Genomic DNA, 25,292 nt, shown 5'->3' with positions numbered 1-25,292 from the left:
TTGCAATGCTCGACAGGCCCGAAATCGGCAGCCGCTATGATCAGGTGTGGCGCATCAGCGAGCCGTACATGCGCGCTCGCAAGAACGACGTGCACATCCCCTTATCATACGCCTACGCGCGCAAGCTGCTGGCGCATTATCCGGACGCGGACGAGGACGTCGTCTCGCTCGCGATCATCCTGCACGACATCGGCTGGTACTCGATCGACATGACCGACATCATCGAGAAGGGTTTTGGACCCAACATGATGCAGTCCGACGTACGCTTCCTGCACGAGAGCGAAGGCGTCCGCATGTCGCGCGAGGTGCTGGAGCAGGCCGAGTGGCCGGAGCCGGTCATCGTCGCCGTCGGCGAGATCATCGACGGCCACGACACCCGCCCCTACCCGCGCTCGCTCAACGACCGGCTCGTGCGCGATGCCGACAAGCTGTGGCGCTTCACCACCACCGGCGTCGCGGTCGCCTGCGACTGGTTCAAGATGACGCCGCATCAATATGCCGCCCGCCTGACGACGCAATTCGCTCTGCTCGAGACCGAGGTCGGACGCCAAATGGCCGAGGAGGCGCTGGCCAAGACCCGGGTCGCGCTGATGCTCGACCTGATCTGAACCCGGGGCCGCTGAGATGGACATGTTCATCGACGGCCGCGGGGTAGCAGCCCAGGGCGGCGCAACCTTCGACGTGCTCGATCCGGCCACTGGCGAGACCATCGACAGCGTCCCGGATGCCAGCCGCGCCGACGTGGATGCCGCCATCAGGTCGGCCGAGACGGCGTTCCAGGCCTGGAAGGCCACACCGGTCGCGGAGCGCGCGCGACTGCAGAAGGCCGCCGCGCGGCTGATGCGCGAGAACGCCGAGCAGCTCGGCCGTCTCGTGACCCGCGAGCTCGGCCGTCCGCTGGCGGGCGCCATCGCCGAAATCCAGCGCTCGGCGGAACTGCTCGAGGTCTATGCCGAGGAAGGCCTGCGCCTTCACGCCGAGATGCCGCTGACGGGTGTCGCCGGCGAGAAGATCATCATCACCCGAGAGCCGATCGGCGTGGTGATCGCGATCACGCCGTTCAACTATCCGGTGACACTGCTCTGCTTCAAGCTCGGCGCGGCGCTGATGGCCGGCTGCACGGTGGTCGCCAAGCCCGCCGAGGATACGCCGCTGTCGACCTTGCGGCTCGCCGAGCTGTTCAAGATGGCGGGTTATCCCGACGGCTGCTTCAACGTCGTCACCGGCCGCGGCGCTGATGTCGGCATGCAGATGGTCGAGCATCCCGTCCCGCGCAAGGTCGCCTTCACTGGCGGCACGCGGGCCGGCAAGGCGATTGCCGCTGCCGCGGCCGGGACGATGAAGCGCGTCACGCTTGAGCTCGGTGGCCAATGTCCGGCCATCGTCTGCGCCGACGCCGATATCGGTGCGGCGGCAGCGGCGATCGCGCGTCACGCCTTCGCCAATTCCGGACAGTTCTGCTACCGCGTCAATCGCGTCTATGTCGAGCAGGCCGCCTATGCGAGATTCCTCGATGCACTCACCGACAAGGTTCTGCAGCTCGACGTCGGCAACGGCCTGACCTCGACCTGCGCGCTCGGGCCCCTCGTCAACGAGAAGATCTATCGCAACAGCGAGCGGCAGATTGCCGATGCCCGCTCGCGCGGGGCAAGGCTGCTGACCGGCGGCGCAAGGCTGACGGGCGGCCTCTACGACAAGGGCTGGTTCCTGCCGCCGACGGTCATCGCGGATGCCGATCCGAGCTCTCTCGTGATGACCGAGGAAACCTTCGGGCCCGTGCTCGGTGTCGCTCCCTTCGACGATCGCAAGGCGGCGCTACAGCTGGCGAATGCGACGGTCTATGGCCTCGCCGCCTTCGTGTTCTCGCGCAACCTCGCGACCGGCCTCACATTGGCCGAACGCCTCGAAGCCGGCTCGGTCTGGGTCAATGACATCCAGCGCTCCAGCCAGCGCGCGCCGTTCGGCGGCGTCAAGCAAAGCGGAATCGGCCGCGAGAAGGGCCGCTACGGGGTGGAGGACTATCTCGAATACAAGACGATCTATCTCACCTATGACGCGGAGCTGCGATGACGCATTTTCTGCGCGACCAGGATCTGCCGATCTGGCTGGAAGCGCGGCCCTGGCTGGACGTGCGCTCGAACGACGAGCACACCCTGATTTCCTATCGGCTCGGCCAGGCGCTGTTGCGGATCCATCCCGAGGCTGACGCGTCCGTGGTGCTGCCCGCGATCCTGATGCACGACGTCGGCTGGAAGAAGTTCCCGCCGGAGCAGCTCGCCGCCGCCGTTGGACCCAATCCGAAATTTCCTGAGCTGCAACGCGCTCACGAGATCGAAGGCGTGAAGATTGCGGCGGAAGCGTTCGGGCGGCTGGCGATCCCCGGCCTTCATGTGGAGACCATCCTTGCGATCATCGACGGCCATGACACCCGCAAACAAGCGATCTCGCAAGAGGATGCGCTGATGAAGGATGCCGACAAGCTGTGGCGCTTCACCGGCCACGGCGTCACGACGATCGGCGGCTGGTTCGACACGCCACCGAAGGAGACGCTGGCGATGCTCGAGAGCTTCGTGCTGCCGTCGATGCTGACCGACGCCGGCACCGCCATGGCCCAGGCGCTGATCGCCGAGGGCATGGCATCCGCCTACATGACCGATCTGCTGCACATCGAGGTGTCCGCATGAGCACGATCCAGCTGCACGGCAAGCGCGTCATCGTCACCGGCGCCGCCGGCGGGCTCGGGCGCGGCTTCGCCCTGGCCTTCGCCGCCGCAGGCGCGGAGGTGGTGGCCGCGGACATCCGCCTCGGCGGGGTCGAGGAGACCGCGCGACTGATCCGCGACAGCGGCGGCAAGGCACATGCCGCCGAGGTGGACGTCGCGAGCGAGCCGTCCACCGCAGCGCTGGCACAATTCGCCGCCGCGCGAATGGGCGGGGCCGACGTTCTCGTCAACAATGCCGCGATCTATGCCGGGCTGGAGCGCCGCGGCTTCGAGGCGATCCCCGAAGCCGAGTGGGACCGCGTCATGCGCGTCAACGTCAAGGGCGTGTGGATGATGAGCAAGGCGGCCGCCCCTTTGATGCGACGCGCCGGCGGCGGCGCGATCGTCAACGTGTCCTCGGCGACGGTGATGAGCGGCTCGCCGATGTGGCTGCACTACGTGTCGTCGAAAGGCGCTGTGATCGCGATGACCCGCGCTCTGGCGCGCGAACTCGGCGACGACAGGATCACTGTCAACGTCATCGCGCCCGGCTTCACGCTCACCGAGGCCAGCCGCGGCCTGATGGAGAATGCCGCCGAATACGGCGTCTCGCGCGGCGCGCTGAAACGCGCGGCCGATGTCGACGATATGGTCGGCGGCGCACTGTTCTTCGCCTCGCCCGCCGCGACCTTCATCACCGGCCAGACCCTGATCGTCGATGGCGGCCGGCAGTTCAATTAGGACCAGCAACCACTCATGCCCAGGATCACCTTCATAGAGCCCGATGGCACCGTGCGGACGGTGGATGCCGAGCGAGACGAAAGCGCCATGCAGGCGGCCAAGCGCAACAGTGTCGATGGCATCATCGGCGAATGCGGCGGCTCCTGCATCTGCGCCACCTGTCATTGCCACGTCGACGCGCTCTGGATCGATCGCGTTGGCCCGGCCGGCGACATCGAAGCCGACGTCCTCGAATTCGAGGCCACGGATGTACGGCCGGAGAGCCGCCTGGCGTGCCAGATCGCGATCACCGACGCGCTCGATGGACTGAAGCTGCGCGTGGTCGGCCGCAGCCGCTGATCGTCCGAGCGCAGCGCTGGCCTTCCAATCTCCTCCACACGATCGGCTTATGACACGCTCCGAGCTGGTTGCTCGAGCAGGTCGACGCGTCTTCTGGATACGACTGCGTCGATCATCGACGCCACCAATCCCACATCTCGCACAGCATCATTTCGTGAATCACGCCGCAGCACGCCTGCTCTTGCATTCACAGCTGGATGTCCAGGATGACCTAAAGATAAACCAAAGAACGCATTCTACACTGGGTCACATAACATCGAGCGACGACCGATCAGTCCCAAGAAATAGATCGTACGCCCGACAGGAGCCGCACGAAGGTCGCCCGTTCAAGGGCGGCGCAGCGGCCGCAACGAAGAAGAACGAACGCGACCATCAAGCTCGGGAGGAGCAACGATGCCGAAGCTGCAGCGGCGGGATTATTACGACACGGCCCGCGACATGAATTGGGCCTTCTCCTATGTCAGCGAAGACGAGGTCTTCCCCGAGGAGCTCTCGAAGAGCTTCGGCATCCATGGCGAGCAATGGTGGGGCTGGGACGAGCCCTACAAGCTGACGTATCGCGAATACGTTCACAACCAGGCTGGTAAGGACGACGGCATCTACTCGATCCGCTCGACGATCGCGCGCTCCAATCTGTACGACAATCTCGACGCCGGCTGGAAGTCGGCGATCAAGGCGCATTACGGCGCGATCCCGGTTCCGGAATATTTCGCCTCGATCGGCGAGGCGCGCATGGCGCGGTTCGGCCGCGCCGCCGCCTGGCGTAACATGGCCACGTTCGGCACGCTCGACGAGTGCCGCCACGGCCAGGCGCAGATCTACTTCCCTTATTGCCTGCTGGCGAAGGACCCGCAGTTCGACTGGGCGCACAAGGCGATGCACACCAACGAATGGGGCGTGATCGCAGCACGCAGCCTGTTCGATGACATGTTCACCGCCAATGACGCGGTGTCGACGGCGATCCAGCTGACCTTCACCTTCGAGACCGGCTTCACCAACCTGCAGTTTCTCGGCATGGCCTCGGACGCGCTGCATGTCGGCGACATCGAGTTCGGCGCGCTGATCTCCTCGATTCAGACCGACGAGGCGCGGCATTCGCAGCAGGGCGAGCCGACCTTGAAGATCATGATCAACAACGGCAGGAAGGCCGAGGCGCAAAAAATGGTCGACCAGATGTTCTGGCGATCGTGGAAACTGTTCGCGCTGCTGACCGGCATCTCCATGGACTACTACACGCCGCTGGAAAGCCGGACGATGTCGTTCAAGGAGTTCATGCAGGACTGGATCTGCCGGCAGTTCATGGACCAGTTCAAGGACCTCGGCATGAACGTGCCGTGGTACTGGGAAGAGCACTTCCTGCCGGAGCTCGACTGGGTTCATCACGCCTATCACATGGGCGTCTGGTTCTGGCGGCCGACGGTGTGGTGGAACCCGGACGCCGGCGTGTCTCCCGCCGAGCGCGATTGGCTGGAGCAGAAATATCCCGGCTGGACCGATCGCTTCGGCAAGCTGTGGGACGTGATCGGCGATAACGTGCGCACCGGCCAGATCGAGAAGACCTATCCGGCGACCCTGCCGATCGTCTGCAACTGCTGCCACATCCCGATCTGCAGCCCGAGCATCGGCAAGGCGCCGCGCATCACCACGCATAACGGCCGCAAGCTGAACTTCTGCTGCGAGGTCTGCGAGTGGGTGTGGAAGAGCCAGCCCGAGCGCTACGACACCCACCTCTCGATTGTCGACCGCTTCCTGGCCGGCCACATCCAGCCGCCGACGCTGGAAGGCGCGCTGCAATATATGGGCATCACGCCCGACGTCGCCGGCAACGACGCCCAGGCCTACGTCTGGAATGGCGCATCCCGCCTCGCGGCAGAGTAACACGGCCGCCACCTACGGCAGGCACGGCAAGAAGCCGCCGCTCACGAGCGGCGCAGCTGACCGACACGACTCCAGACAAGCAACCAATAAAGCAATCAACCAATATGGGAGGTAAGCGTGGCCCTGTTCCCGCTCCAAGCCAATTTCCGTGGCGACTTCGTCGTCCTGCTCGTCCCCGTCGACGACGGCGACGACATGAGCATCGTGGCCGACAAGGTTGCGCAGCACGCTGTCGGGCTGCGCGTCGCCGAGAAGGGCGCGCCGAAATGCGTCTACTACAACGGCCGCGAGCTGCCCTCGTCGATGACGGTCGCGCAGTCCGGCATCCAGCCGATGGATTGGATCGAGGTGGCCTATGTCTGACGATGCCGGCGTGACATGGAGGCAGGTCGCCACCTTGGACGACCTGTGGGAGGGCGACTTCATCGGCGTCGAGGTCGACGGCGAGGAGGTGATCGTGGTGCACCTGCCGGGCGGCGAGCTGCGCTGCTTCCAGGGCATGTGCCCGCATCAGGAGATCCTGCTGGCCGACGGCAAGGTCGATTTCGAAGCCGGCACCATCACCTGCTCGGCGCATGAGTGGGAGTTCAGCATGGACGATGGCCGCGGCCTCAACCCGCGCGACTGCCGCCTCTTCCGCTACGAGGTGAAGAAGGACGGCGAAGCCATTCTCGTCGGCGTGCCCCATGACGGCCGGCTGCGCCGCCTGCGCCACAAGACCGAACAGGATGCATAGGACACAGCTCATGACCACGACAGCAGCACCGAAACTGGTCGGCCCCGTCATCCGCGGCGTCGACGAGGACATCATCGACGCCGTGATCGCGGCGAGCGAACAGGACAATCCTGACGTCGAGATCGTCATCGAGGACCGCGGCGGCTACGTCCGCATCCAGGCCGACCGAAATTTCCGCCTGACGCAGAAGAGCATGCAGGCGGCGCTGGGACGCCCGTTCCGGCTCGCCGAGATCGAGCCGAGCCTGGTGTCGTTCGGCGGCCGGCTGGAATCGATGGACGACGCGTGGGTCTGGACCATCCACACAGCATAAATCCCAGGAGGACACGTCATGACCGCAATGACCGCGAAGCCGGCTGCGCGCAAGCAGAAGAAGACCTGGAGCCTGTGGACCGAACGCCGGCTGCCGTCCGAATACGAGGCCGTCACCTACAAGTTCCACAGTCATTTCCGCCGCGCGCCGGCGCCGTTCGAATTGTCGGAAAACTGGCCGGTCAACCAGTTCTATCTCAGGAATCGCGAGGGCTCGAAGCTCAAGCTCGATGATTGGGAGGGCTATCGCGATCCCCTCACCTACACCTATCGGCGCTACGTCACCGATCAGAAGGACCGCGAGGTCTATTGCGACAACCTGATCGACGAGTTCGAGCGTCAGGACAGTTATCGCAAGCTGCCGGCGCCATGGCTCGATTTCCTCGGCCAGGCCTATCTGCCGGTGCGTTTCCCCGGACATGCGATGCAGATGAGCGCGGCCTATGTCGCGCAGATGGCGCCATCGGCCTTCGTCACCAACACCTTCTACTTCCAGATGGGCAACGAGATGCGCCGGGTGCAGCGCCAGGCCTATGTGGCCAAGGCGCTCGCGCTCGACACCGGTCGACCGGAGCTCGCCGACGGCGACACGGCGCGGGCGATCTGGACGCAGGCACCGCACTGGCAGGGCCTGCGCGAGCTGATCGAGAAGCAGCTGATCGCCTATGATTGGGGGGAGGCCTTCGTCTCCCGCAATCTGGTGCTGCGGCCGATCTTCGATCACATCTTCAATCGCGAGATCGCCGAACTGGCGCGCGCGAACGACGATGACCTGCTGGCGCTGCTGCACGACGACTTCCGCAGCTACGACGAGGCCTATGCGGTCGAGACCACCAAGGCCCTGGTAAGCTACGCGACCGGCAAGGTGCCTGAGCATGCGGCTCTGCTGCGGGACTGGGTCGCCAAATGGATGCCGCTCGGCGAGCGCGCCGCGCGCGGCCTTAGCGAGGCCATGTCTGCCGCGCCCGGCGCCGACAACGCGCGGGCGATCCTCGAACGGACCATGACCGCCCAGGCGCGGCTGATCGCGGAGTGCGGCTTGTAGTTGGCAGGCGCGGTCGGCGTGTGGCGCCGACCGCCAAGCCGGAAAGGATGGCTTTCATGACCCGGCAACTCCGCATCGAGCCCGACGGTGTCGCGATCGACGCCGCCGATCATGACTCCATCCTGCAGGCGGCGCGACGTGGGGGCGTTTCGCTCGCTTACGAATGCGGCTGGGGCAGTTGCGGGGCGTGCAAGCTGACGCTCGTCGACGGCGAGGTCGAGTTGATGTTTCCCGGCGCGCCGGCCGTCAATCCGCGCGACGCGCGGCGCAACCGGATCCTCGCCTGCCAGTCCCGCGCGATCTCGGATATCATCGTTGCGCGCGGCCCGGGCGACTGGTCGGCGCCCGCGCCGCGATGCATCGAGCAACAGGCGATCCTGCTCGCCGTCGAGGATCTCGCGCCGGAAATTCGCCAGTTCAGCTTCGAGACGGCCGAGCCGATCGCCTTCCGGCCGGGCCAGTATGCAATCCTGCATCTCGGCGTCGGCCTGCGGCGCTGCTATTCGATGAGCAATCTGCCGGGCAGCAGGCTGCTGCAGTTCATCGCCAAGCGCTACGATGGCGGCCGTGGCAGCAACGCGCTCGCGGCACTGGCGCCCGGCGCACGCCTCACCATCGAGGCGCCGTTCGGCGCCTGCACCCTGCGGCGCGAGCCGGGCCGCAAGGTGTTCGTGGCCGGCGGCACCGGTGTCGCGCCGATCCTGGCGATGCTGCGCGAGGCAGCCGCGGCGCGGCTCGATTTCGAAGCGCCCGTGGATGTCCTCTACGGCGCACGCACGCCGGCCGATCTCGCCGCTGGCGACATGCTGGCGGCGGCGGTCGCTCGGATTCCCTACGCGCGCCATCTGCCTGTGGTCGAGATCGCGCCGGAGAGTTGGCCGCATGCGTCCGGCTTCGTCACCGCCGCCATCACATCGACGATCGCCGAGCCGGCCGCGGCCGAGTTCTACGTCGCCGGACCGCCGGTCATGGTGAACGCCGTCAAGGCGCTGCTGCGCAGTGCCGACGTTCCGATCACGCAGGTTCATTATGACAGTTTCGGCTAGGCCAAGGTTGCGCCGGATTCCCCCGGTCTGGGCGATGGCCCCTGGACTGCGCCGCCTCGCGGCGCGTCGCGGCGACGGCCCGCGATTGGCGCCGACCTGGCCATGCCACCAGCTCGACGACGGCGCGCCTTCCAGTTTCGCCGCGCAACTTGGCTCCTCCGCGCGTACCCTGGCCGGCGTCGACGAGGTCCCCGCGCCCCTGAATGCCGCCGGCCACGCCTTCGCGCTCGACGACGCGCACGCGATGGGCCAGCCGGAAGCGTTCGTGTTCGCCCCAGTCTGGCTGATCGTGCGCCCCGACGCATCGCTGCATCTGACCCTGCGGCCGGAATGGGCGCAGAAGGTTGCGGCGAAGGGCTGGGGGACGGTGCATCCCTTCGCGCGCTACATGGCGGGCGCCGTGCCGCCGCAGAGCCTGATCATCTACGCGCCGCGCGATGAGAGCGAGCTGGCGATTGCCATACGCATCGTCGCGGCGGCGCATTGCTACGCGACCGGCCGCATCGGCGACGTCGCGCTGCCCGACAGCCGGTGGTGAACGATGACGGAGCTCCCCGCCAAGACCGATGCAGGCGGCGCCAAGCCGTTTCGCGTCCGGCTCGAACGGCCGGATGGCATTTTCAGCTTCGACGCCTCGGCCGACGAGTATCTGCTCTATGCCATGATCGATGCCGGCATCGACAGTCCCTACATCTGCGAGCAAGGCTGGTGCATCGCCTGCGCCGCGCGCCTTCTGGCGGGCGACGTCGATCGCTCCGGCGCGCTCACGGTGTATCCCGAGGACGTCGAAGCCGGCTTTGTTCTGCTGTGCTCGACCATGCCGCGCTCGGATCTCGTCCTCAGCCAGGATGACCGTCAAACCCGCAGAGACATGATGCAGCACCGGATCGAGCACAACCGGCTCGCACGGGCCTATCCGCCCGGCACACGCTCCCGGTTCCGGCGCGGACGGGCCGCCGCGCGCAGCGACACGCGCGACGATCCAGAATTTGCAAATGCGGGGGATGGCGGATTTCCAAATGCGCCCGAACGCATGCGGCTCATGTAACGAGACGGGAGAAACCTGGCTGGGGCGGGAGGGATCGAACCTCCGAATGGCGGAATCAAAATCCGCTGCCTTACCGCTTGGCTACGCCCCATCAGATCGGCCGGACTGCTCGGGCGCGCGGGCGCCAGGCGATTCCGGATCGGCGACCGTGGTCTACAGAGCGCGCCGGTCCATTTCAACCGCCGCGCCGCAGGAAATTTGCAGGCCGGCCGAGTGATCCGCCACCGCGGCCAATTCGTCAATTCTGGCAAGCCCTTATCCCACCCGGCCGGAGCCGCCGCGGCGGCTTGCCGCGAAACGGCGCGAAAAAGTTGAGACCCGGCCGGTTTCATGGGATGACGGCGGCAAACCGGCAGACTTTCCAAGCCCCCCCGAGGACACGCCATGACCTATCGCGCCCCGCTCAACGACATGCTGCTCGCCCTCAACCATGGCGCCGGGCTGAAGGCGGCGGTCGAGGCCGGCCATTACGGCGATTTCGATCCCGACATTACCGCCGCCGTGCTCGAGGAAGCCGGCAAGTTCGCGACCGACGTGCTCGCGCCGCTCAACAAGATCGGCGACAGGAACGGCGTCAAGCTCGCGGACAGACAAGTCACCACCGCGCCGGGCTGGCCCGATGCCTACAAGCGCTGGACCGAGGCCGGCTGGAACGCAGTGTCCGGCCCCGAGGCGCATGGCGGCCAGGGCCTGCCGCTTGCGATCAACGCCGCCTGCACCGAGATCTGGAGCGCGTCGAACGTCGCCTTCGGCCTGTGCCCGCTGCTGACCTTGTCGGCCATCGAGGCGCTCGACGCCCATGGCAGCGAGGAGCTGAAGGACATCTATCTCGGCAAGCTGATCTCCGGCGAATGGACCGGCACGATGCAGCTGACCGAGCCGCAGGCCGGCTCCGACGTCGGTGCGCTCCGCACCCGCGCCGAGCGCGCCGGTGACGGCAGCTACCGCATCAGCGGCAGCAAGATCTTCATCACCTACGGTGAGCACGACATGACCGACAACATCGTGCATTTCGTGCTCGCGCGGCTGCCGGATGCGCCGGCCGGCACCAAGGGCATTTCCCTGTTTCTCATTCCCAAATTTCTCGTCAACGCCGACGGCTCACTCGGCGCCCGCAACGACATCTACGCCACCGGCGTCGAGCACAAGCTCGGCATGCACGCCTCGCCGACCTGCACCATGACGATGGGCGATAATGGCGGCGCCATCGGCTATCTGATCGGCGAAGAGAATGCCGGCATGCGCTGCATGTTCACGATGATGAACCAGGCCCGGCTCGGCGTCGGCCTGGAAGGCGTCGGCGTCGCCGATCGCGCCTATCAGCAGGCGCTCGCCTACGCGCAGGAGCGCAAACAGGGCCGCGCCGTCGGCAGCAAGGCGACCGGATCGGACGCGATCATCGCCCATCCCGACGTCAAGCGCATGCTGATGCAGATGCGCGTCCTGACCGCCGCCGCGCGCTCGATCTGCTACGCCACGGCCGTCGCGCTCGACGTCGCCGTGCGCGCGAAAGATCCGGCGGTGCGCACCGAGGCCGCCGCGCGCGGCGCGCTGCTGACGCCGATCGCGAAGGCATTCTCGACCGACATCGGCAACGAGGTCGCCTATCTCGGCGTGCAGATCCATGGCGGCATGGGCTTCATCGAGGAGACCGGCGCTGCGCAGCATTATCGGGACGCGCGCATCACCGCGATCTACGAGGGCACCAACGGCATCCAGGCGATTGACCTCGTCACCCGCAAGCTCGGCGCCAATGGCGGCGCCTCGGTGTTCAAGCTGCTCGACGAGCTCACCGACATCGTCCGCCGCGTCGAGGCCTCGAACGATCCGGCGTTCGGCTCCACCGGCACGAAGCTGCGCGACGCGCTGGGCGCGCTCGATCGCTCCAGCCGCTGGCTCCTGGAAAAGCTCGGCACGGCGCCGAACGACGCGCTCGCCGGCGCTACGCCCTATCTGCGCCTGTTCGGCTCGGCGCTCGGCGGCTGCATGCTGGCCAACGAGGCGCTGGCCGCGCGCAGCGAGAACGACGGCGCCCGTCACGTCGCGCTCGCCCGCTTCTTCGCCGAGACCTTCGCGGTGCAGGCGCCGTCGCTGGAAAAGACCGTCACCGACGGCGCCGACGCGGTGCTCGGCGCGGAGGCGGTGCTGGTGGCGTGAGGGCTCCCGCCCCACACTCGGTGTCGTCCCGGCCTTGAGCCGGGACCCATAGCCACCGGCCATCATGGCTGGGTAAGATCGGTCCACCACGGTGCCCCGCACTCCTCCCTGGGGTTATGGGTCCCGGCTCAAGGCCGGACGACGGAAGAGTTTGTGGCGCGCGTCCTACCCCACATTCCGTCATTGCGAGCGCNGACGGAAGAGTTTGTGGCGCGCGTCCTACCCCACATTCCGTCATTGCGAGCGCAGCGAAGCGAGCATCGACTGCATTCGCGCGCCGATCTCGGCGACCAGGATGTCGGCAAGCTCGAGGCCTGGAGCAATCCAGAGTCTTCGCTCCGCCCTGGATTGCTTCGCTGCGCTCGCAAGGACGCAAACGGCAAAATCACGATCCACACCATCAAGCAGCCCGTCGCGATCAGATGAGCATCCGCGTTCTCGCGACGCATTCCGCGCCCGAGCTCTGCTCTTCAAGTCCCGCCCTCTCCAATGGAGGGCGCGAGGAAGGCCGGGCCTCGGCTGAGGCCCGTGGCCCGCCTGCAGAAAAAAAGCAGGCGGCAGTCACCACAGGTCCAGCCGGACAGACCCGGCCTTCCCCGCGCGATGGTTTTAACGGGCTATAGCGCGCTCTCCCTGGTGCGCCGGCTTTCTGGCCACCATGTCCAGCGCGACACCGTCAGGCATCAGCGCCGGGTTGATACTAGCGTCGGAGTATCAGGACCACGCGCCTTCACCGTCCGCGAGAAGCCGTTCGTCCATGCAAGAAGCACTGCGACCGCCCGCGTCCACCGCATCCCGCTACCAACGTCCGTGACGACCGCGAACCGTCCCCTACCGTGCAACGGGATGCGCGGACCATAAAGCTGATTGGGGGTGCGGCCAAGCAATTTATGTTTTTCAGAACACCTTGACATGCCAGCTTCGGATAACCGTGATTTGCCCGACGGGCACGTCGGATCGTCGCACGCCGGCCTCCATCCCTTGACTTCTCGACGCGCTCCAGCCAGTGCTGGCCACACTCCTCCTCCGCATTCGGCCGTCTGATTCACGTCGGTCTGCGAAGGAATTGGTAACGCCCTGCATAGTTCATTGTTTTTCATCACCCCTTTGGAGACGATCCATGAAATCGCTCATTGCCCCGCTGGTTGCCGCTGCCTTCATGCTGTCGTCGGCTCCGGCGTCGGCCGTCGTTCTCGACCTCTCGACCATGAGCTGCAAGCAGTTCGTCGAAAGCGGCGACGACACCATCAAGATGGTGCTGATCTGGCTGGACGGCTGGTACAAGGGCGACCAGGACGAAGCGCTGTTCGACACCGAGGAGTTCGTCGCGAACGCCAAGAAGTTCGGCACCTATTGCGCCGAGCATCCCTCGGTGAGCATCGTCACGGCAGCGGAGAAGATCCTCGGCAAGTAGTGGCAACGCGCTCATCCGCGACGCGCAGGGCGGGTTGGCGTCTGCGTAAACCGCCGTTTCGCCGCTCGAACAATGGCGGATTACGCTGAGCTAATCCGCCCTATTCTGTTGCTTCAAACTCCAAGCCATTCCAGTCCACCCGGCAGCTCATCGGCCGCGAAGTCGACCTGCAGCACGCGGCGGTGGCCGGGCTGCACGGAAGGCTCGGAAGCGTGGAGGATCGGCGTGGCGTAGAGCCAGATGTCACCGGCCTCGGCGCGGCACACTTCCGTCCCGCAGCGCGCCACCACGGCAGGCACGTCGGCTTCGGCGATGCGGCCGAGGCAGTGCGAGCCCGGGGCTATCAGCAGCGGTGCGTTGCCGTCGGGCACGGCGTCGAGATGGACGCGGAGCGTGACCATGCGCGCGAGCACCGCGTAGGGCGGCGCGACGTGCTGCAGGCCGCCCTTGATGGTCCACGGGCCGAAGCCTGCGACCTCGGTACGCTCACGCACCACGATGGTGCGGTCCTGATGCCACGGCACGGCCCAGTTGGCCTGCGCGGTCTTGTCGAAATAGACGGCGCGTACCGGACGCGCCGTGCCGCCGAGGACGGCGGCAGCGGCGCGGCCAACCCGGCCATCTTGGCTGAGAAAGGGTGATAGCGCGGCGATGCCGTTCAGGCGGGTGCCGGCCTGCTCGGGCGCGTAGGGCGAGAGCGCCGCGGTGAGATCGCACAAGGCGGCTGCATCGAGTGCGGCCGGGAAATGGAGTGCACCGGCAGCGACAAATTGGGAATGTTGCAAGGCAGAGAGCGCGAGGGTCATGCGCTGGAGACTAGAGCGCAGTACCGGCGTCTGCAATCGCTTGTCTCGGGCACGAACCGGCTTGAGTCCTGAAAGGCCGGCATTTCATGCGTCGATCTGAGCCGAAGCTTGTAGGGCGGGTTAGCGGAGCGTAACCCGCCAATTCACCGCCAAGCCATGGCGGATTACGCTCCGCTACTCCGCCCTACTCTTCACGTCTCCGCCTGAGCCTCCATCAGAGCGGACGCATCCGGACATAATCGGACGCAACTCGTCGCGCCAGCTTCGGAGCGAAGCTGCGTTCAAGACACGAGCTGCGCATCCGCGCAGCGCTGCCCCTCTTCTTGATGCGAGACCTCCATGTCGATCAGCTCCGTCACGACGGCCGTCAGCACCGGCTCGGCCCAGTCCGCCTCCGCCACCCAATCCGCCCCGTCGACGTCGGCCACAACGGCAACCAGCTCATCGGGCAGCACGTCGGAAAGCTCGTCCGGGAGCGGCGGCTCATCGTCGGGCAAGACCGTGGTCAGCGAGGTGTCGATCACGCTCGACGGCATGACCACCACGACGATCACCTATTCTGACGGTTCGAGCGAGGTGACCAAGACCGCCGCCAGCTCGGATTCCAGCACCAAGGGCGCACCGACCTACAACGCGCAAGGCGCAACGGCGACGGCAAAGAGCGGCAGCACGAGCGCGGACGTGACCGCCTGAGATCGCGCGCGACGACTGATCCGTCTTCGTGCTGCGTCGATCGCGTCGCGCTCCCATCCTCATAGGGTTCCGTCGCAGGAACAGGTAACCGGTCCGTATCAGTCAGCCGTGTCGTCGGTTGCAGGCGTTGCTCAGCCATCACGGTCGGTGACGCTGGCGAGCAACACTGCGCAGGCGACGTCACGCGTCCGTCATTGTTAATTTGCGCCTTCGCTCCGAGTCGCGCCTGTTGGTCGTTGGCGACGACAACGGGGAGAATGTCGATGTTGCGGGGAGTGATCGGCGCGGGGTTGGTGATCCTGGCGATGGGTTCCGACGTCCGAGCGGCGAACGAGGTGGGTCCGGAGACACGGATGTCGTGCTCGGATGTCCGCTACTACGTCGAGAAGTACACGGCCGAGGTCGCCGAAATGTATGCGCGCAGCCGCGGCGCGACCGATGCGCAGATCAACCGTGCGCGACGCTGCCTGACACCGGTGCATATCCGGCGCGCGGAGCGGTGGCGCAGCTATACGGAGTGAGATGGCGGCCCATATTGGCTTCGCTGTTGCCATTGCTCCTCCCTCGTCATTCCGGGGCGCCCGCAGGGCGAGCCCGGAATCCCTACTCACGATGGCAATGAGGTGCGAGCGGGATGTGGCGAGTGCTCGCTTCGCACCGAGGCCTGTGGTTATGGATTCCGGGCTCATTCGCGCTGCTTCAAACGGCTGCGCCGTTTGCGCGCGAATGCCCCGGAATGACGATTGGGAGAGAGTCCGGACTCGTAGGGCGGTAATTCAGTTAGCCGATGTCGTAACCCGCCGTCTTGGTTGGGACGACGGCGGATGACGCTGCGCTCATCCGCCCTACGATTACGCCCCCTCACGCCTGCTCGATCGCCGCCGGCATCTTGGCCACCGACATCAGCGAGCGGGCGACCTGGTTGAGAAGCTGGTCGGCATTCTCCTCCTCGGCCAGCGACTTCGAGAGCAGCGCGACCACCGCGCTGTGGCGGAGCTGCGAGGCAAGGTTGCGAGCTGTCGTGTAGCCGGACATCTCGTAATGCTCGACACGCTGTGCGGCGCCGATCAGCGCGAGATCGGCGGCGGCATCCTCCTTGTCCTCGCCTTGCGCGATGATCTCCTGGCCTTCCTCGACCAGACCCATCATGCCCTTGCAGGGCTTTGCCCGCGGTGTCTTGCCGAGCAGCTCGAAGCATTCGTTGATGCGCTCGATCTGCGCCTCGGTCTCGACCAGATGCTGCTCGAACAATTCGCGCAGCTGGTCGAAGCGCGCGGCCTCGGCCATCTTCGGCAGCGCCTTGGTGAGCTGCTTCTCGGCATGGAGAATGTCACGCAGCTCCTCGATCAGGAGATCGCCGAGGCCGGCCTCATCGACCGGCGGTGAGCTCTCGGTGACGATCGCGCTGGACGTACCGTTCTCGCCGGCCTGGATCGCCGGCGATTCGGTGAAGACCCAGTCGCCGCCCTCGTTCCAGGGGCCGCGGGTGTCGATCTCGCCATGGTCGCCGGCGCCGGTGGAATCGTTGAAGAACTGATCGACCAGGCCAGGCGTCGGCGCGATGCGGCCGATGCTGAAGGCCGGCTTGTTCATGCTCTCCAGCGCCAGCGCGAACGCCTTCATGTGGGTGATCTCGCGGGTCATCAGGAACTGCAGCGCGTCCTTGGTGCCGGCATCGTCGGTGAAGTTGATCAGCCGCTCATAGACGATCTTGGCGCGGGCTTCGGCCGCGATGTTGCTGCGCAGGTCGACGTCGAGCTCGCCGGTGATCTTGAGATAATCGGCGGTCCACGGATTACCCTGCGAGTTGAACAGGTTGACGCCGCCGCCGCCGGCGATCGCGATCAGCGGATCGGCCTCGGCGGCCTCGCGGTCGAACTTGGCGGGCTTGAGATGCATGCGGGCCAGCGTGCCGACCACCTCGAGATGGCTCAGTTCCTCGGTGCCGATGTCCATCAACAGATCCTTGCGATCGGGGTCCTCGCAATTGAGGCCCTGGATGGAGTACTGCATGGCGGCAGCGAGCTCGCCATTGGCGCCGCCGAACTGCTCCAGCAGCATGTTGCCGAAACGCGGATCGGGCTCGTCGACACGGACGGTGAACATCAGCTTCTTGACGTGGTGATACATGGGGACCTCGATATTCCTGGGGAAGGCAATGTCGGAACGGCCCGCTTCCATGGTTGTTCCTTACCGTCTGCCGAGGAACAGGCGCGGCTCTGCGTCTACGATCCTTGTCTTATGCACGGTGAGTCGCACTGAGAGGGGAGGGCGGCGAGACGATCTCGCAAGGAACCTGCCGGAATCCACGTGACCGGCACGACATCCTGTTGGCAGCTCAACAACTGCCTCTTGCTAAGGTTTTCCCTGCTCGCCTAAGCTGTTCCGCTGGAGAGTGACATGTTGATGCGAACACCGGCCAGGGAGAAGCCAGGTCTCGGCGAGCGAGTCCGCCGGGTCATCGAGCGACTCCGCGACCACGCATCGTCACTCACGTCATCCTCGCCCGCAAATGGGGCGACAGTGCGGAAGCCGTCCTACCATTTTGTCGACGACGAACCCGACGACAGCAACATGGACGTCGCGCTGGCTGCGCTGATCGATCAGATCGAACACCCGGCGCGGACGCCGCCACCGCGATTTCCCGGCCTGGCGCGCGTCACCTCATCGCGCCAGGCGCCGCACATCCCGGTCTACGAACGGCCGCCCTATTTCGACGTCGAGCCGCGCCAACTCGAGCCCCGCCCCCTCGAGGTCGAGCCGCGGCGGATGCCGCATGACGAGCCGGCCGAGCGGATCGTGCCCGAGGACGAGTTGTCGGAGCTGCGCAAGGACCTGATGAGCGCCATCTCGTCCCGGCTCGGTTCGCCCGAGGACCATCTGGCGACGATCCGGACGCTGCTGCGGTCGGTGAAGTAGCATGTGGGGCCGCAGCAACATCGGCAAGACGGTCGAGGAGCTGACCGATCATCTGCGGCTGGTCGATCACGTGCGCGCGCTGCAGGACGGCCAGAAGGAGATCGCCGAGGCGATCCGGACGCTGAACCAGCGCCTCACCACGATGGAAGCCGAGTTCAGGGTGCTCAAGGCGGAGACGCAGCGCGACGCGCTGCGCGAGGTGCAGCACGCCGTGCAGGGCGTCCAGACCTCGATGCATGACGAGCTGACGCGCATGGCGACGCGGCTCGCGGTGCTGGAGCAGGCGCTGCGGCGCGAGGCCGTGCGGCAGGCGCCGACGGGCGCGCCGCGCACGCCCGCCGCGCCACCGCGCACGGACGGGGCGCGCTGAGCGCAGCGCTCAGCGCAACGTCACGGTTCGGCGGAAGATGTCGATGAGGACGCTGCCGCTCTTGACGTAGGGGTTGGGAACGAAGGCCTCGCCCGGCGCGATCTCATAGTCCTGAGCATCCTTCGGAATCGGAAAGCCCTTGGCACAGGCCTTGGTGATCGTATCGCTGTCGGCATAATCCGCCTGCGCGACGACGGTGCCGGGGCGCGGGCCGGCGGCGAGCCTCGACAGTCCGAAATATTTGAACTGCTCCGAGCAGGTGACGACGTTGGACGTGTAGGCGCCGGTGGAATCCGAAGCCGTGAGCAGAAAGTCGTAGGACATCTCGATGCGCGCGCGGCCCTTGAAGCCGACCCGCGCCACCGCGGTCTCCAGAAAGCCCTGCCCCATATGCCCGGTCAGGCAGACCAGCACGTCGAGCCCGCCCGCCTGACCGGCGATCATGCATTCGTCCACCTGCATGCCGGGCTGATAGCCACGGAAGACATAGCCGCGACCGGTCTGCTCGAACAGCACCGAGCCGCCCCAGTCGGTCGCGTGCGGCTCGCACTCGCTGCCATAGCTCACGATCAGCAGCGGCTTGCCGGGATCCACGAAGCGGCCCTGCTGGCGCTTCTCGCTGAGCTTGACGTCGCAGCGGTCACCCCTGAAGTTGGGATAGGATTTCGCGTCCTTGCAGGTCGCGCCGGCAATCGCCTTGGGCGCACAGAACAGCGACAGCAGCGCGCGATCGATGGCGCCGGCCCGCGCAGCGCCGGTGAAGGCGCTGCACAGCAGCAGCGACAGCAGCACGGAAACCACTCGTGTCATGGGATCAGCCTTCCAGGTGGACCGCAGCTCGACCTGCGCACACATTTAGCCGCGTTGCGGTCGCAAACCAATCATAAACCACGACGTGCGGCCATTGCCAGCCACACGCCACCTTGCCGCCCGCGCCGCTTCAGCCTTTGGCGCGGTTGGCGGATGATGTAGGCTCGGGCGACAGCATCGACTCGATGATCACCGGCGGCATCGCGGCCGCCGGGACAGACGCATGAGGGGCCCATGACCGACCATCTGATCGTCACCGACGAAGGCGAGACGCGGACGATCAAGCTGCGGCGGCCGGAGAAGAAGAACGCGATCACGCAGGCGATGTATCTCGGCATGAGCGATGCGATCGACACCGCGCAGAACAATCCGCTGGTGCGCTGCATCATCATCACCGGCGGCTCCGGCGTATTCACGGCCGGCAATGATCTGGAAGACTTTCTGCACGCCGGCAGTGCCGGCAGCGACGCCGTGCGCACCTCGGCGGCGACCAAGTTCCTGTATTCGCTGGCGCATAACGTCAAGCCGATCATCGCCGCGGTCGACGGCGTCGCGATCGGCATCGGCACGACGATGCTGTTTCACTGCGACTACGTGCTGGCCTCGACCACGGCGACGTTCTCCACGCCCTTCATCCATCTCGGCCTGGTGCCGGAAGGCGCCTCGAGCCTGCTGATGCCGCAGACCATGGGCTATCAGCGCGCATTCGCGATGCTGGTGATGGGGCGCACCATGACCGCGGAAGACGCGCAGATCGCCGGCTTCGTCAACACGGTGGTGGCCCCGGGGCATACCGAGGTCGAGGCGCACAAGGTGGCGCGCGACATCTGCCGGCTGCCCGCGGAGGCGGTTGCGATCGGGCGCAAGCTGATCCGCACCCCGCCGGACGAGCTGACCCGCCGCATCGACCAGGAGGCCTATCTGTTCGCCGAGCGCATGACCTCGGACGAGGCGATCGGCGCCTTCAAGGCATTCCTGTCGCGCAAGACAAAAAAGTGACGCTGGGGTCTTCGCATCCGCATGGCGCAGTTTGATGTCATCGTGATCGGCTGCGGCGCGGTCGGCAGCGCCGCATTGCTGCATCTCGCCAAGGCGGGCCAGCGCGTGCTCGGCATCGACCGCTTCCAGCCGCCGCACCGTTTCGGCTCGACCCATGGCGAGACCCGCATCACCCGCGCGGCGATCGGCGAAGGCGTCGACTACACGCCGCTGGCGCAGCGCTCGCACGACATCTGGCGCGAGCTCGAACGCGAGACCGGCGCGCGCCTGTTCGAACAATGCGGCTGCCTGTTCATCCCGAGCCGGCATGGCGGTGAGGTGCACGGTGTCACGAGCGCGCAGTTCTTCGCCAACATCGAGACGGCGGCGCGGCTGCATGGCGTCGACGGCGAAACGCTGTCGCCGGAGCGGCTGCGCGCGAACTATCCGGCATTCGCCACTGCGGCGAGCGACCGCGCCTTTCTCGATCGCGAGGGCGGCTATCTCCTGGTCGAGGACTGCGTGCGCACCGAGCTCGCCGTCGCCGCGCGCCATGGCGCCGAGCTGCTCACGGGCCGGCGCGTGACCGCGTTCCGCCGCGTCGGCAACGCGCTCACAGTGACCATGGATGACGGCGCCAGCGCCTCGGCGACGACGCTGATCGTCACCACCGGGCCGTGGATCACCGAGCTGATCGCGCCGCTGCAGCGGCGGGTGAACGTGACGCGTCAGGTGCTGTACTGGTTCGAGATCCTGTCCAACCCGGAGCGCTTCGGCCCCGAAGCGCCGGTCTTCATCTGGGACGTCAGCGGCCGCGAGCGCGCCGCGTCCGACATCTACGGCTTTCCCTGGCTCGGCTCGCCCGCCAAAGGCGTGAAGATCGCCAACGAGGTGATGACCGGCGAGGCCGATCCGGATCGCGTGTCGCGCGAGGTCACGCTGGGAGAAATCGCCGCGACCTACGAGACATACGTCCGCCCGTTCGTGCCGGATCTCGGGCCCACATGCCTGCGCAGCGAGGTCTGCCTCTACACCAATGCGCCCGGCGGACGCTTCATCATCGACCGCGATCCGGCCGATGACAATGTCATCTACGCCTCGGCCTGCTCCGGCCACGGCTTCAAGCATTCGCCGGCGGTCGGCGAGGCGCTCGCGGCGATGGCGATGGGCGCCCCGCCGCGCGTCGACGTCTCCGGCTTCGCGCTGGACCGGCTGTGCACCCGGTGACGGCTACTTGCTGGACTGCAGCGCGGCCGTCTGCTTGGCGAGGCCCTCGTTGAACTGCGTTTCCAGCCGGTCGAGATAGGCGTTGAACTCGCCCGGCCTGACGAACGGACTAGGCTCGCCCGCCACGATCTTTGCGCGCTTGTCGGCCATGCCATACATCTCCGGATGCGGCGCGAGCATGATGTCGGGATGCACGGTTTTCGCCCAGGCATAGGTTTTCTTGTAGTCGTCGACGATCCCCGGATAGGTCGGCCGTCCCACCAGCCGGTTCAGCGCCACGGTGGCGCTGCAGAAGAAGATGACGCTGCGCATCGCCTCGCCGTCCTTCACATCGGTCGTCCAGCTGGTGCAGCCCGGCGAATGGCCCGGCGTCTCATGCGCGGTCAAGGTGACGCCGCCGAGCACGACCGTATCGCCCTCGCGCACCGCGCGGTCGACCTTGACCGGCGGAAAGTTGAGGTGCTTCTCCTCCTCGCGGCCCGGATAGAATCCGCCTTCGAGCAGCGGCACGTCCTTGGCGCCGGCCACCATCTGCGCGCCGGTCTCCTGCTTGATCTGCGCGAGCCCGCCGGTGTGGTCGATATGGGCGTGGGTGTTGATGATGTATTTGATGTCGGCCACCTTGAAGCCCAGCTTGCCGATGCTGGACTCGATCTGCGCGGTCGATTCCGGCATCACCGTGTCGATCAGGATGTGCCCCTGCGGCGTCGCGATCAGATAGGAGGCGAGCCCGTTGGTGCCGACATAGTAGATGTTGTCGATCACCCTGAACGGCTCGGTCGGCTTATTCCACGCGGCGATCATCTGCTTCATGAGATCCGGCAGTGATTGCGCTGCAGCGGAGCCGGCCACGAGCGACAGCGCGGCGGAAAGCAGCATCATTCTTTTCATTCCGGACTCCCGATGTATTGTTGTTATGAAACCTTTTTATGTCATTGCGACCGCGTCGAGGCAATCGCGCCGCGCCGCCCGCATCACACGTGACCCGTCATGAGCCTGCTCCACCGTCTCGCCTTCGCCGCCCTGCTGGCCAGCGCCGCTGCAGGCAGCCTGGCCGCTCTGCCTGCCTCCGCCGAGGACGAGCCGGTGTCGCTGCGCATCCTCGCCATCAACGACTTTCATGGCAATCTGAAGCCGCCCGCCTCCGGCATCCGCGTCGCCGATCCCGCCGATCCGACCAAGAGCAGCGTGGTGCCGGCCGGCGGCGCAGCGCAGATGGCGAGCCTGGTCAAGCTGCTGTCGGACGGCGAGCCGAACACCATCTTCGTCGCCGCCGGCGACCTCATCGGCGCCAGCCCGTTCCTGTCGGCGATGTTCCACGACGAGCCGACCATCGAGTCGATGTCGCAGATGGGCTTGGCTCTGTCCGCCGTCGGCAATCACGAGTTCGACGAGGGCAAGGACGAGCTGCTGCGGATGCAGAATGGCGGCTGTCATCCGACCGACGGCTGCCGCGGGCCGAAGCCGTTCACCGGAGCCAAGTTTCACTATCTCGCCGCGTCGACATTTCTTGCGGGCACCGACAAGACGGTGTTTCCGGCCTACGAGATCCGCACCTTCGAGGACATCCCCGTCGCCTTCATCGGTCTGACCTTGAAGGCGACGTCCGGCATCATCTCGCCGGCGAGCGCGGCCGGCCTCGATTTCCGCAACGAGGCCGAGAGCATCAATGCGCTGATCCCCGAGCTCAAGGCCAAGGGCGTGCAGGCGATCGTCGTGCTGATCCACGAAGGCGGCTGGCCGTCCGGCGGCATGAACGAATGCCCGGGCTTGTCCGGTCCGATCGTCGACATCGTCAAGGACCTGGACAGCGCCGTCGACATCGTCATCTCCGGCCACACCCATCAGGCCTATGTCTGCACGATCGACAAGCGGCTCGTCACTTCGGGCGACAAGTTCGGCACGCTGGTGACGGCCATCGACGTCAAGCTCGACCGCACGACGCGCGATGTGACCAGCGCCGTCGCGACCAACATCGTCGTCGACACCACGCTGCCGCAGGATCCGGCGCAGACGGCGCTGATCGACGCTTACGAAAAGCTCGCTGCGCCCATCGCCAACCGTCCTGCGGGCGCGATCACGCAGGTGCTGTCCCGCCTGCCGAACGCATCCGGCGAGAGTGTGCTCGGCGACGTCATCGCCGATGCCCAGCTCGCGGCAACATCGGCAGCAGCCAAGGGCGGCGCAGTCATTGCGTTGACGAATCCCGGCGGCATCCGCAACGATCTGGCGCGCCGGGACGACGGTGCGGTGACCTATGCCGACGTGTTCGCCAGCCAGCCGTTCCGCAACCAGCTGATGACGGTCACCTTGACGGGCGCCGAGATCAAGGCCGCGCTGGAGCAGCAATGGCTGGATCCGGCGCGGCCGCGCATCCTGCAGATCTCCCGCGGCTTCAGCTATGCGTTCGACGCCAAGCAGCCGGCCGGGGCGCGCATCGATGCGGCAACAATGACGCTGAACGGCAAGGTCATCGATCCCGCCGCGTCCTATCGCGTCACCCTCAACAACTATCTCGCACTCGGCGGCGACGGCTTCACCGCGTTCAAGAGCGGCCGCGATCCGATCGTCGGCTCCTATGACGACGAGGCGCTGTTCGCCTATCTCAAGGCCAACAGCCCGCTGGCCCCGCCGCCGCGCGACCGCATCGTCAACAAGACCCAGTGACGCTCGGCCGACGCGGCGGGAAACCCGGCCATATCGCCGTCAGGGCTCTTTCCGAGCCCGTGTTCAGCGCATAGATTGGGCGTTCCCGCAACGCGCGAGTGGCAGAGCCCTGATGTCGACGCTGTATCTCTCTCATGAAGCCTGCCTCGATCACGCCACGCCGTCCGGCCACCCGGAGCGTGCCGACCGCCTGCGCGCCGTCGAGGAGGCCCTGACCGAGGAGCGCTTCGCCCTGCTCGACCGCGACGAGGCGCCGGAGGCCGACATCGAGCTCGCCTTGCTGTGCCACAACGAGCATTACGTCACCGAGCTGCGCCAGATGGCGCCGACATCCGGCATCATCTATCTCGACGGCGACACCTCGATGTCGCCGGGCACCTGGGAAGCGGTCATGCGCGGCGTCGGCGGCGCGGTCGCCGCGACCGAATCCGTGATGTCGGGGCGGCACAAGAACGCCTTCGTCGCGGTGCGCCCGCCCGGCCACCACGCCGAGATCGCAAAGCCGATGGGCTTCTGCTTCTTCGACAACGTCGCGATCGCTGCCCGCTACGCCCAGCGCACCTTCGGCATCGAACGCGCCGCCATCATCGATTTCGACGTCCACCACGGCAACGGCACCCAGGACATCTTCTGGGCCGACAAGAGCGTGATGTACTGCTCGACCCACCAGATGCCGCTGTTCCCGGGCACGGGGGCCCGTGGCGAGCGCGGCGAGCACGACACCATCGTCAACGCGCCGCTGGCTTCCGAGGACGGGAGCCTCGAGTTTCGCTCCGCCTTCGAGAACCTGATCCTGCCGCAGCTGACCAAGTTCAGCCCGGAGCTGGTGATCATCTCGGCCGGTTTCGACGCCCATTATCGCGACCCGCTGGCGTCGCTGAACCTCCGGGCGGAGGACTTCGGATGGGTCACCCGCAAGCTGATGGAACTCGCCGAGAAGACCGCGGGCGGCCGCGTCGTTTCCGTTCTGGAGGGCGGCTATGATCTTCAAGGCCTTAAAGAATCCGTCTCGGCCCACGTCGCGGCGCTGACCGGGGCGTAATCCCCAGTTTCCGACCGATCCACCCCGGCAGGGCCTGACAGGGGCACGACCGAAGTGTAAAAGCACGGCCCCGGAGTTGAGTGATCTGCAGGGAACCCGTATGGCGGACAACACCGTAACCGACGTCAAGAAGCTGTCGTTCGAGCGCGCGATCGAGGAGCTGGAATCGATCGTCAAACGGCTCGAGGACGGCAAGGTGCCGCTGGAGGAATCGGTGGCGATCTATGAGCGCGGCGAGGCGCTGAAGCGGCGCTGCGAGGAGCTGCTGCGGCAGGCAGAGGCCCGGGTCGAGAAGATCACCACCGACGCGGGCGGCCGGGCGACCGGGACCGTGCCGCTCGACGTACAGTAGCGGAAGCTGCC

29 protein-coding genes and 1 tRNA gene are annotated in these 25,292 nt (G+C 66.3%); 24 read left to right on the top strand and 6 right to left on the bottom strand.

Annotated features, from left to right (window positions below; translation table 11 throughout):
* Positions 1-5 precede the first annotated feature (5 nt).
* The 13 genes from HL666_RS04595 (at position 6) to HL666_RS04535 (ending at position 9,846) form a co-directional block, all read left to right on the top strand.
* A complete protein-coding gene (locus HL666_RS04595; RefSeq protein ID WP_172133271.1) occupies positions 6-608 on the top strand; it encodes an HD domain-containing protein in 603 nt (200 codons plus the stop codon).
* Positions 609-624: 16 nt separating this feature from the next.
* Positions 625-2,070: an aldehyde dehydrogenase family protein gene (locus tag HL666_RS04590; protein WP_246741449.1), complete on the top strand. Its 1,446-nt coding sequence runs from the start codon at positions 625-627 to the stop codon at positions 2,068-2,070.
* Positions 2,067-2,684 carry an HD domain-containing protein gene (locus HL666_RS04585; RefSeq protein ID WP_172180114.1) on the top strand — a complete coding sequence of 206 codons (618 nt, stop codon included), beginning with the start codon at positions 2,067-2,069 and terminating at the stop codon, positions 2,682-2,684. Before HL666_RS04590 ends, HL666_RS04585 begins: the two co-directional genes overlap by 4 nt.
* Positions 2,681-3,442 carry an SDR family NAD(P)-dependent oxidoreductase gene (locus tag HL666_RS04580; protein WP_172110638.1) on the top strand — a complete coding sequence of 254 codons (762 nt, stop codon included), beginning with the start codon at positions 2,681-2,683 and terminating at the stop codon, positions 3,440-3,442. Before HL666_RS04585 ends, HL666_RS04580 begins: the two co-directional genes overlap by 4 nt.
* Before the next feature lie 15 nt (positions 3,443-3,457).
* Positions 3,458-3,781 carry a 2Fe-2S iron-sulfur cluster-binding protein gene (locus tag HL666_RS04575; protein WP_172180113.1) on the top strand — a complete coding sequence of 108 codons (324 nt, stop codon included), beginning with the start codon at positions 3,458-3,460 and terminating at the stop codon, positions 3,779-3,781.
* A gap of 393 nt (positions 3,782-4,174) precedes the next feature.
* On the top strand, positions 4,175-5,659 hold the full coding sequence (locus tag HL666_RS04570) for an aromatic/alkene/methane monooxygenase hydroxylase/oxygenase subunit alpha (RefSeq protein ID WP_172180112.1): 1,485 nt from the start codon (positions 4,175-4,177) through the stop codon (positions 5,657-5,659).
* 117 nt (positions 5,660-5,776) lie between these two features.
* Positions 5,777-6,022: a toluene-4-monooxygenase system B family protein gene (locus HL666_RS04565; protein ID WP_172110641.1), complete on the top strand. Its 246-nt coding sequence runs from the start codon at positions 5,777-5,779 to the stop codon at positions 6,020-6,022.
* Entirely contained in the window at positions 6,015-6,395 is a 381-nt protein-coding gene (locus HL666_RS04560) for a monooxygenase system ferredoxin subunit (RefSeq protein ID WP_172180110.1), read from the top strand. The genes HL666_RS04565 and HL666_RS04560 overlap by 8 nt, the downstream gene beginning before the upstream one ends.
* Positions 6,396-6,405: 10 nt before the next feature.
* On the top strand, positions 6,406-6,708 hold the full coding sequence (locus HL666_RS04555) for an MmoB/DmpM family protein (protein WP_172110643.1): 303 nt from the start codon (positions 6,406-6,408) through the stop codon (positions 6,706-6,708).
* 18 nt (positions 6,709-6,726) lie between these two features.
* Positions 6,727-7,752, top strand: a complete 1,026-nt coding sequence (locus HL666_RS04550; protein WP_172180108.1) for a ferritin family protein — start codon at positions 6,727-6,729, stop codon at positions 7,750-7,752.
* Positions 7,753-7,808: 56 nt separating this feature from the next.
* Complete coding sequence (locus HL666_RS04545; protein ID WP_246741448.1) at positions 7,809-8,798, top strand: 2Fe-2S iron-sulfur cluster-binding protein; 990 nt, start codon at positions 7,809-7,811, stop codon at positions 8,796-8,798.
* Between the two features lie 34 nt (positions 8,799-8,832).
* The gene (locus tag HL666_RS04540) at positions 8,833-9,336 is read left to right on the top strand and encodes a luciferase domain-containing protein (protein WP_172110646.1); all 504 of its coding nucleotides are present in this window, start codon (positions 8,833-8,835) and stop codon (positions 9,334-9,336) included.
* 3 nt (positions 9,337-9,339) lie between these two features.
* On the top strand, positions 9,340-9,846 hold the full coding sequence (locus HL666_RS04535) for a 2Fe-2S iron-sulfur cluster binding domain-containing protein (protein WP_246741447.1): 507 nt from the start codon (positions 9,340-9,342) through the stop codon (positions 9,844-9,846).
* Between the two features lie 16 nt (positions 9,847-9,862).
* Here the strand turns inward: HL666_RS04535 and HL666_RS04530 are convergent.
* A tRNA-Gln gene (locus HL666_RS04530) sits at positions 9,863-9,937 on the bottom strand.
* A gap of 293 nt (positions 9,938-10,230) precedes the next feature.
* Between HL666_RS04530 and HL666_RS04525 the strand changes: the two genes are divergently transcribed.
* A complete protein-coding gene (locus HL666_RS04525; RefSeq protein ID WP_172180104.1) occupies positions 10,231-12,003 on the top strand; it encodes an acyl-CoA dehydrogenase family protein in 1,773 nt (590 codons plus the stop codon).
* Between the two features lie 1,120 nt (positions 12,004-13,123).
* Entirely contained in the window at positions 13,124-13,417 is a 294-nt protein-coding gene (locus HL666_RS04520) for an HdeA/HdeB family chaperone (RefSeq protein ID WP_172180102.1), read from the top strand.
* A gap of 113 nt (positions 13,418-13,530) precedes the next feature.
* Here the strand turns inward: HL666_RS04520 and HL666_RS04515 are convergent, their stop codons facing one another.
* Both HL666_RS04515 and HL666_RS34105 read right to left on the bottom strand, forming a co-directional pair.
* Entirely contained in the window at positions 13,531-14,136 is a 606-nt protein-coding gene (locus HL666_RS04515; RefSeq protein WP_246739969.1) for a phytanoyl-CoA dioxygenase family protein, read from the bottom strand.
* Between the two features lie 368 nt (positions 14,137-14,504).
* Positions 14,505-14,768 (bottom strand): hypothetical protein, encoded by a 264-nt coding sequence (locus HL666_RS34105; RefSeq protein WP_172133251.1) that lies wholly within the window; start codon positions 14,766-14,768, stop codon positions 14,505-14,507.
* Here HL666_RS34105 and HL666_RS34100 point away from each other — a divergent pair.
* Positions 14,758-14,916, top strand: a complete 159-nt coding sequence (locus HL666_RS34100; protein WP_246741446.1) for a hypothetical protein — start codon at positions 14,758-14,760, stop codon at positions 14,914-14,916. The two genes, HL666_RS34105 and HL666_RS34100, sit on opposite strands and share 11 nt — an antisense overlap.
* Before the next feature lie 263 nt (positions 14,917-15,179).
* Complete coding sequence (locus HL666_RS04500) at positions 15,180-15,437, top strand: hypothetical protein (RefSeq protein WP_172180098.1); 258 nt, start codon at positions 15,180-15,182, stop codon at positions 15,435-15,437.
* Between the two features lie 340 nt (positions 15,438-15,777).
* Here the strand turns inward: HL666_RS04500 and HL666_RS04495 are convergent, their stop codons facing one another.
* Entirely contained in the window at positions 15,778-17,046 is a 1,269-nt protein-coding gene (locus HL666_RS04495; protein WP_172111265.1) for a DUF892 family protein, read from the bottom strand.
* Between the two features lie 393 nt (positions 17,047-17,439).
* Between HL666_RS04495 and HL666_RS04490 the strand changes: the two genes are divergently transcribed.
* Complete coding sequence (locus tag HL666_RS04490) at positions 17,440-17,835, top strand: hypothetical protein (protein ID WP_246741445.1); 396 nt, start codon at positions 17,440-17,442, stop codon at positions 17,833-17,835.
* A gap of 1 nt (position 17,836) precedes the next feature.
* Positions 17,837-18,205 carry a hypothetical protein gene (locus HL666_RS04485; protein WP_172110652.1) on the top strand — a complete coding sequence of 123 codons (369 nt, stop codon included), beginning with the start codon at positions 17,837-17,839 and terminating at the stop codon, positions 18,203-18,205.
* A 9-nt stretch (positions 18,206-18,214) separates the two neighbouring features.
* Here HL666_RS04485 and HL666_RS04480 read toward each other — a convergent pair whose 3' ends face one another.
* Positions 18,215-19,015 (bottom strand): hypothetical protein, encoded by an 801-nt coding sequence (locus HL666_RS04480; protein WP_172180096.1) that lies wholly within the window; start codon positions 19,013-19,015, stop codon positions 18,215-18,217.
* A 234-nt stretch (positions 19,016-19,249) separates the two neighbouring features.
* On the opposite strand from HL666_RS04480, the gene HL666_RS04475 reads away from it, so the two are divergent.
* Positions 19,250-20,014: a crotonase/enoyl-CoA hydratase family protein gene (locus tag HL666_RS04475; protein ID WP_172180094.1), complete on the top strand. Its 765-nt coding sequence runs from the start codon at positions 19,250-19,252 to the stop codon at positions 20,012-20,014.
* A gap of 21 nt (positions 20,015-20,035) precedes the next feature.
* Positions 20,036-21,220, top strand: coding sequence for an N-methyl-L-tryptophan oxidase (gene solA, locus HL666_RS04470; RefSeq protein WP_172110655.1), 1,185 nt, complete (start codon positions 20,036-20,038; stop codon positions 21,218-21,220).
* Positions 21,221-21,223: 3 nt separating this feature from the next.
* Here solA and bla read toward each other — a convergent pair whose 3' ends face one another.
* Positions 21,224-22,111 (bottom strand): subclass B3 metallo-beta-lactamase, encoded by an 888-nt coding sequence (gene bla / locus HL666_RS04465; protein ID WP_172180092.1) that lies wholly within the window; start codon positions 22,109-22,111, stop codon positions 21,224-21,226.
* Positions 22,112-22,210: 99 nt separating this feature from the next.
* Between bla and HL666_RS04460 the strand changes: the two genes are divergently transcribed.
* The 3 genes from HL666_RS04460 (at position 22,211) to HL666_RS04450 (ending at position 25,281) form a co-directional block, all read left to right on the top strand.
* Complete coding sequence (locus tag HL666_RS04460; RefSeq protein ID WP_172110657.1) at positions 22,211-23,887, top strand: bifunctional metallophosphatase/5'-nucleotidase; 1,677 nt, start codon at positions 22,211-22,213, stop codon at positions 23,885-23,887.
* Between the two features lie 112 nt (positions 23,888-23,999).
* Positions 24,000-24,929, top strand: a complete 930-nt coding sequence (locus HL666_RS04455) for a histone deacetylase family protein (RefSeq protein WP_172110658.1) — start codon at positions 24,000-24,002, stop codon at positions 24,927-24,929.
* A gap of 100 nt (positions 24,930-25,029) precedes the next feature.
* Positions 25,030-25,281 carry an exodeoxyribonuclease VII small subunit gene (locus HL666_RS04450; protein WP_172110659.1) on the top strand — a complete coding sequence of 84 codons (252 nt, stop codon included), beginning with the start codon at positions 25,030-25,032 and terminating at the stop codon, positions 25,279-25,281.
* Positions 25,282-25,292: the final 11 nt, after the last annotated feature.

The organism is Bradyrhizobium aeschynomenes, assembly GCF_013178945.1.
GTDB classification, from domain to species: Bacteria; Pseudomonadota; Alphaproteobacteria; order Rhizobiales; family Xanthobacteraceae; genus Bradyrhizobium; species Bradyrhizobium aeschynomenes.
The sequence above is the reverse complement of the archived record's forward strand: the minus strand, read 5'-3'. Positions and strand labels throughout refer to the sequence as shown.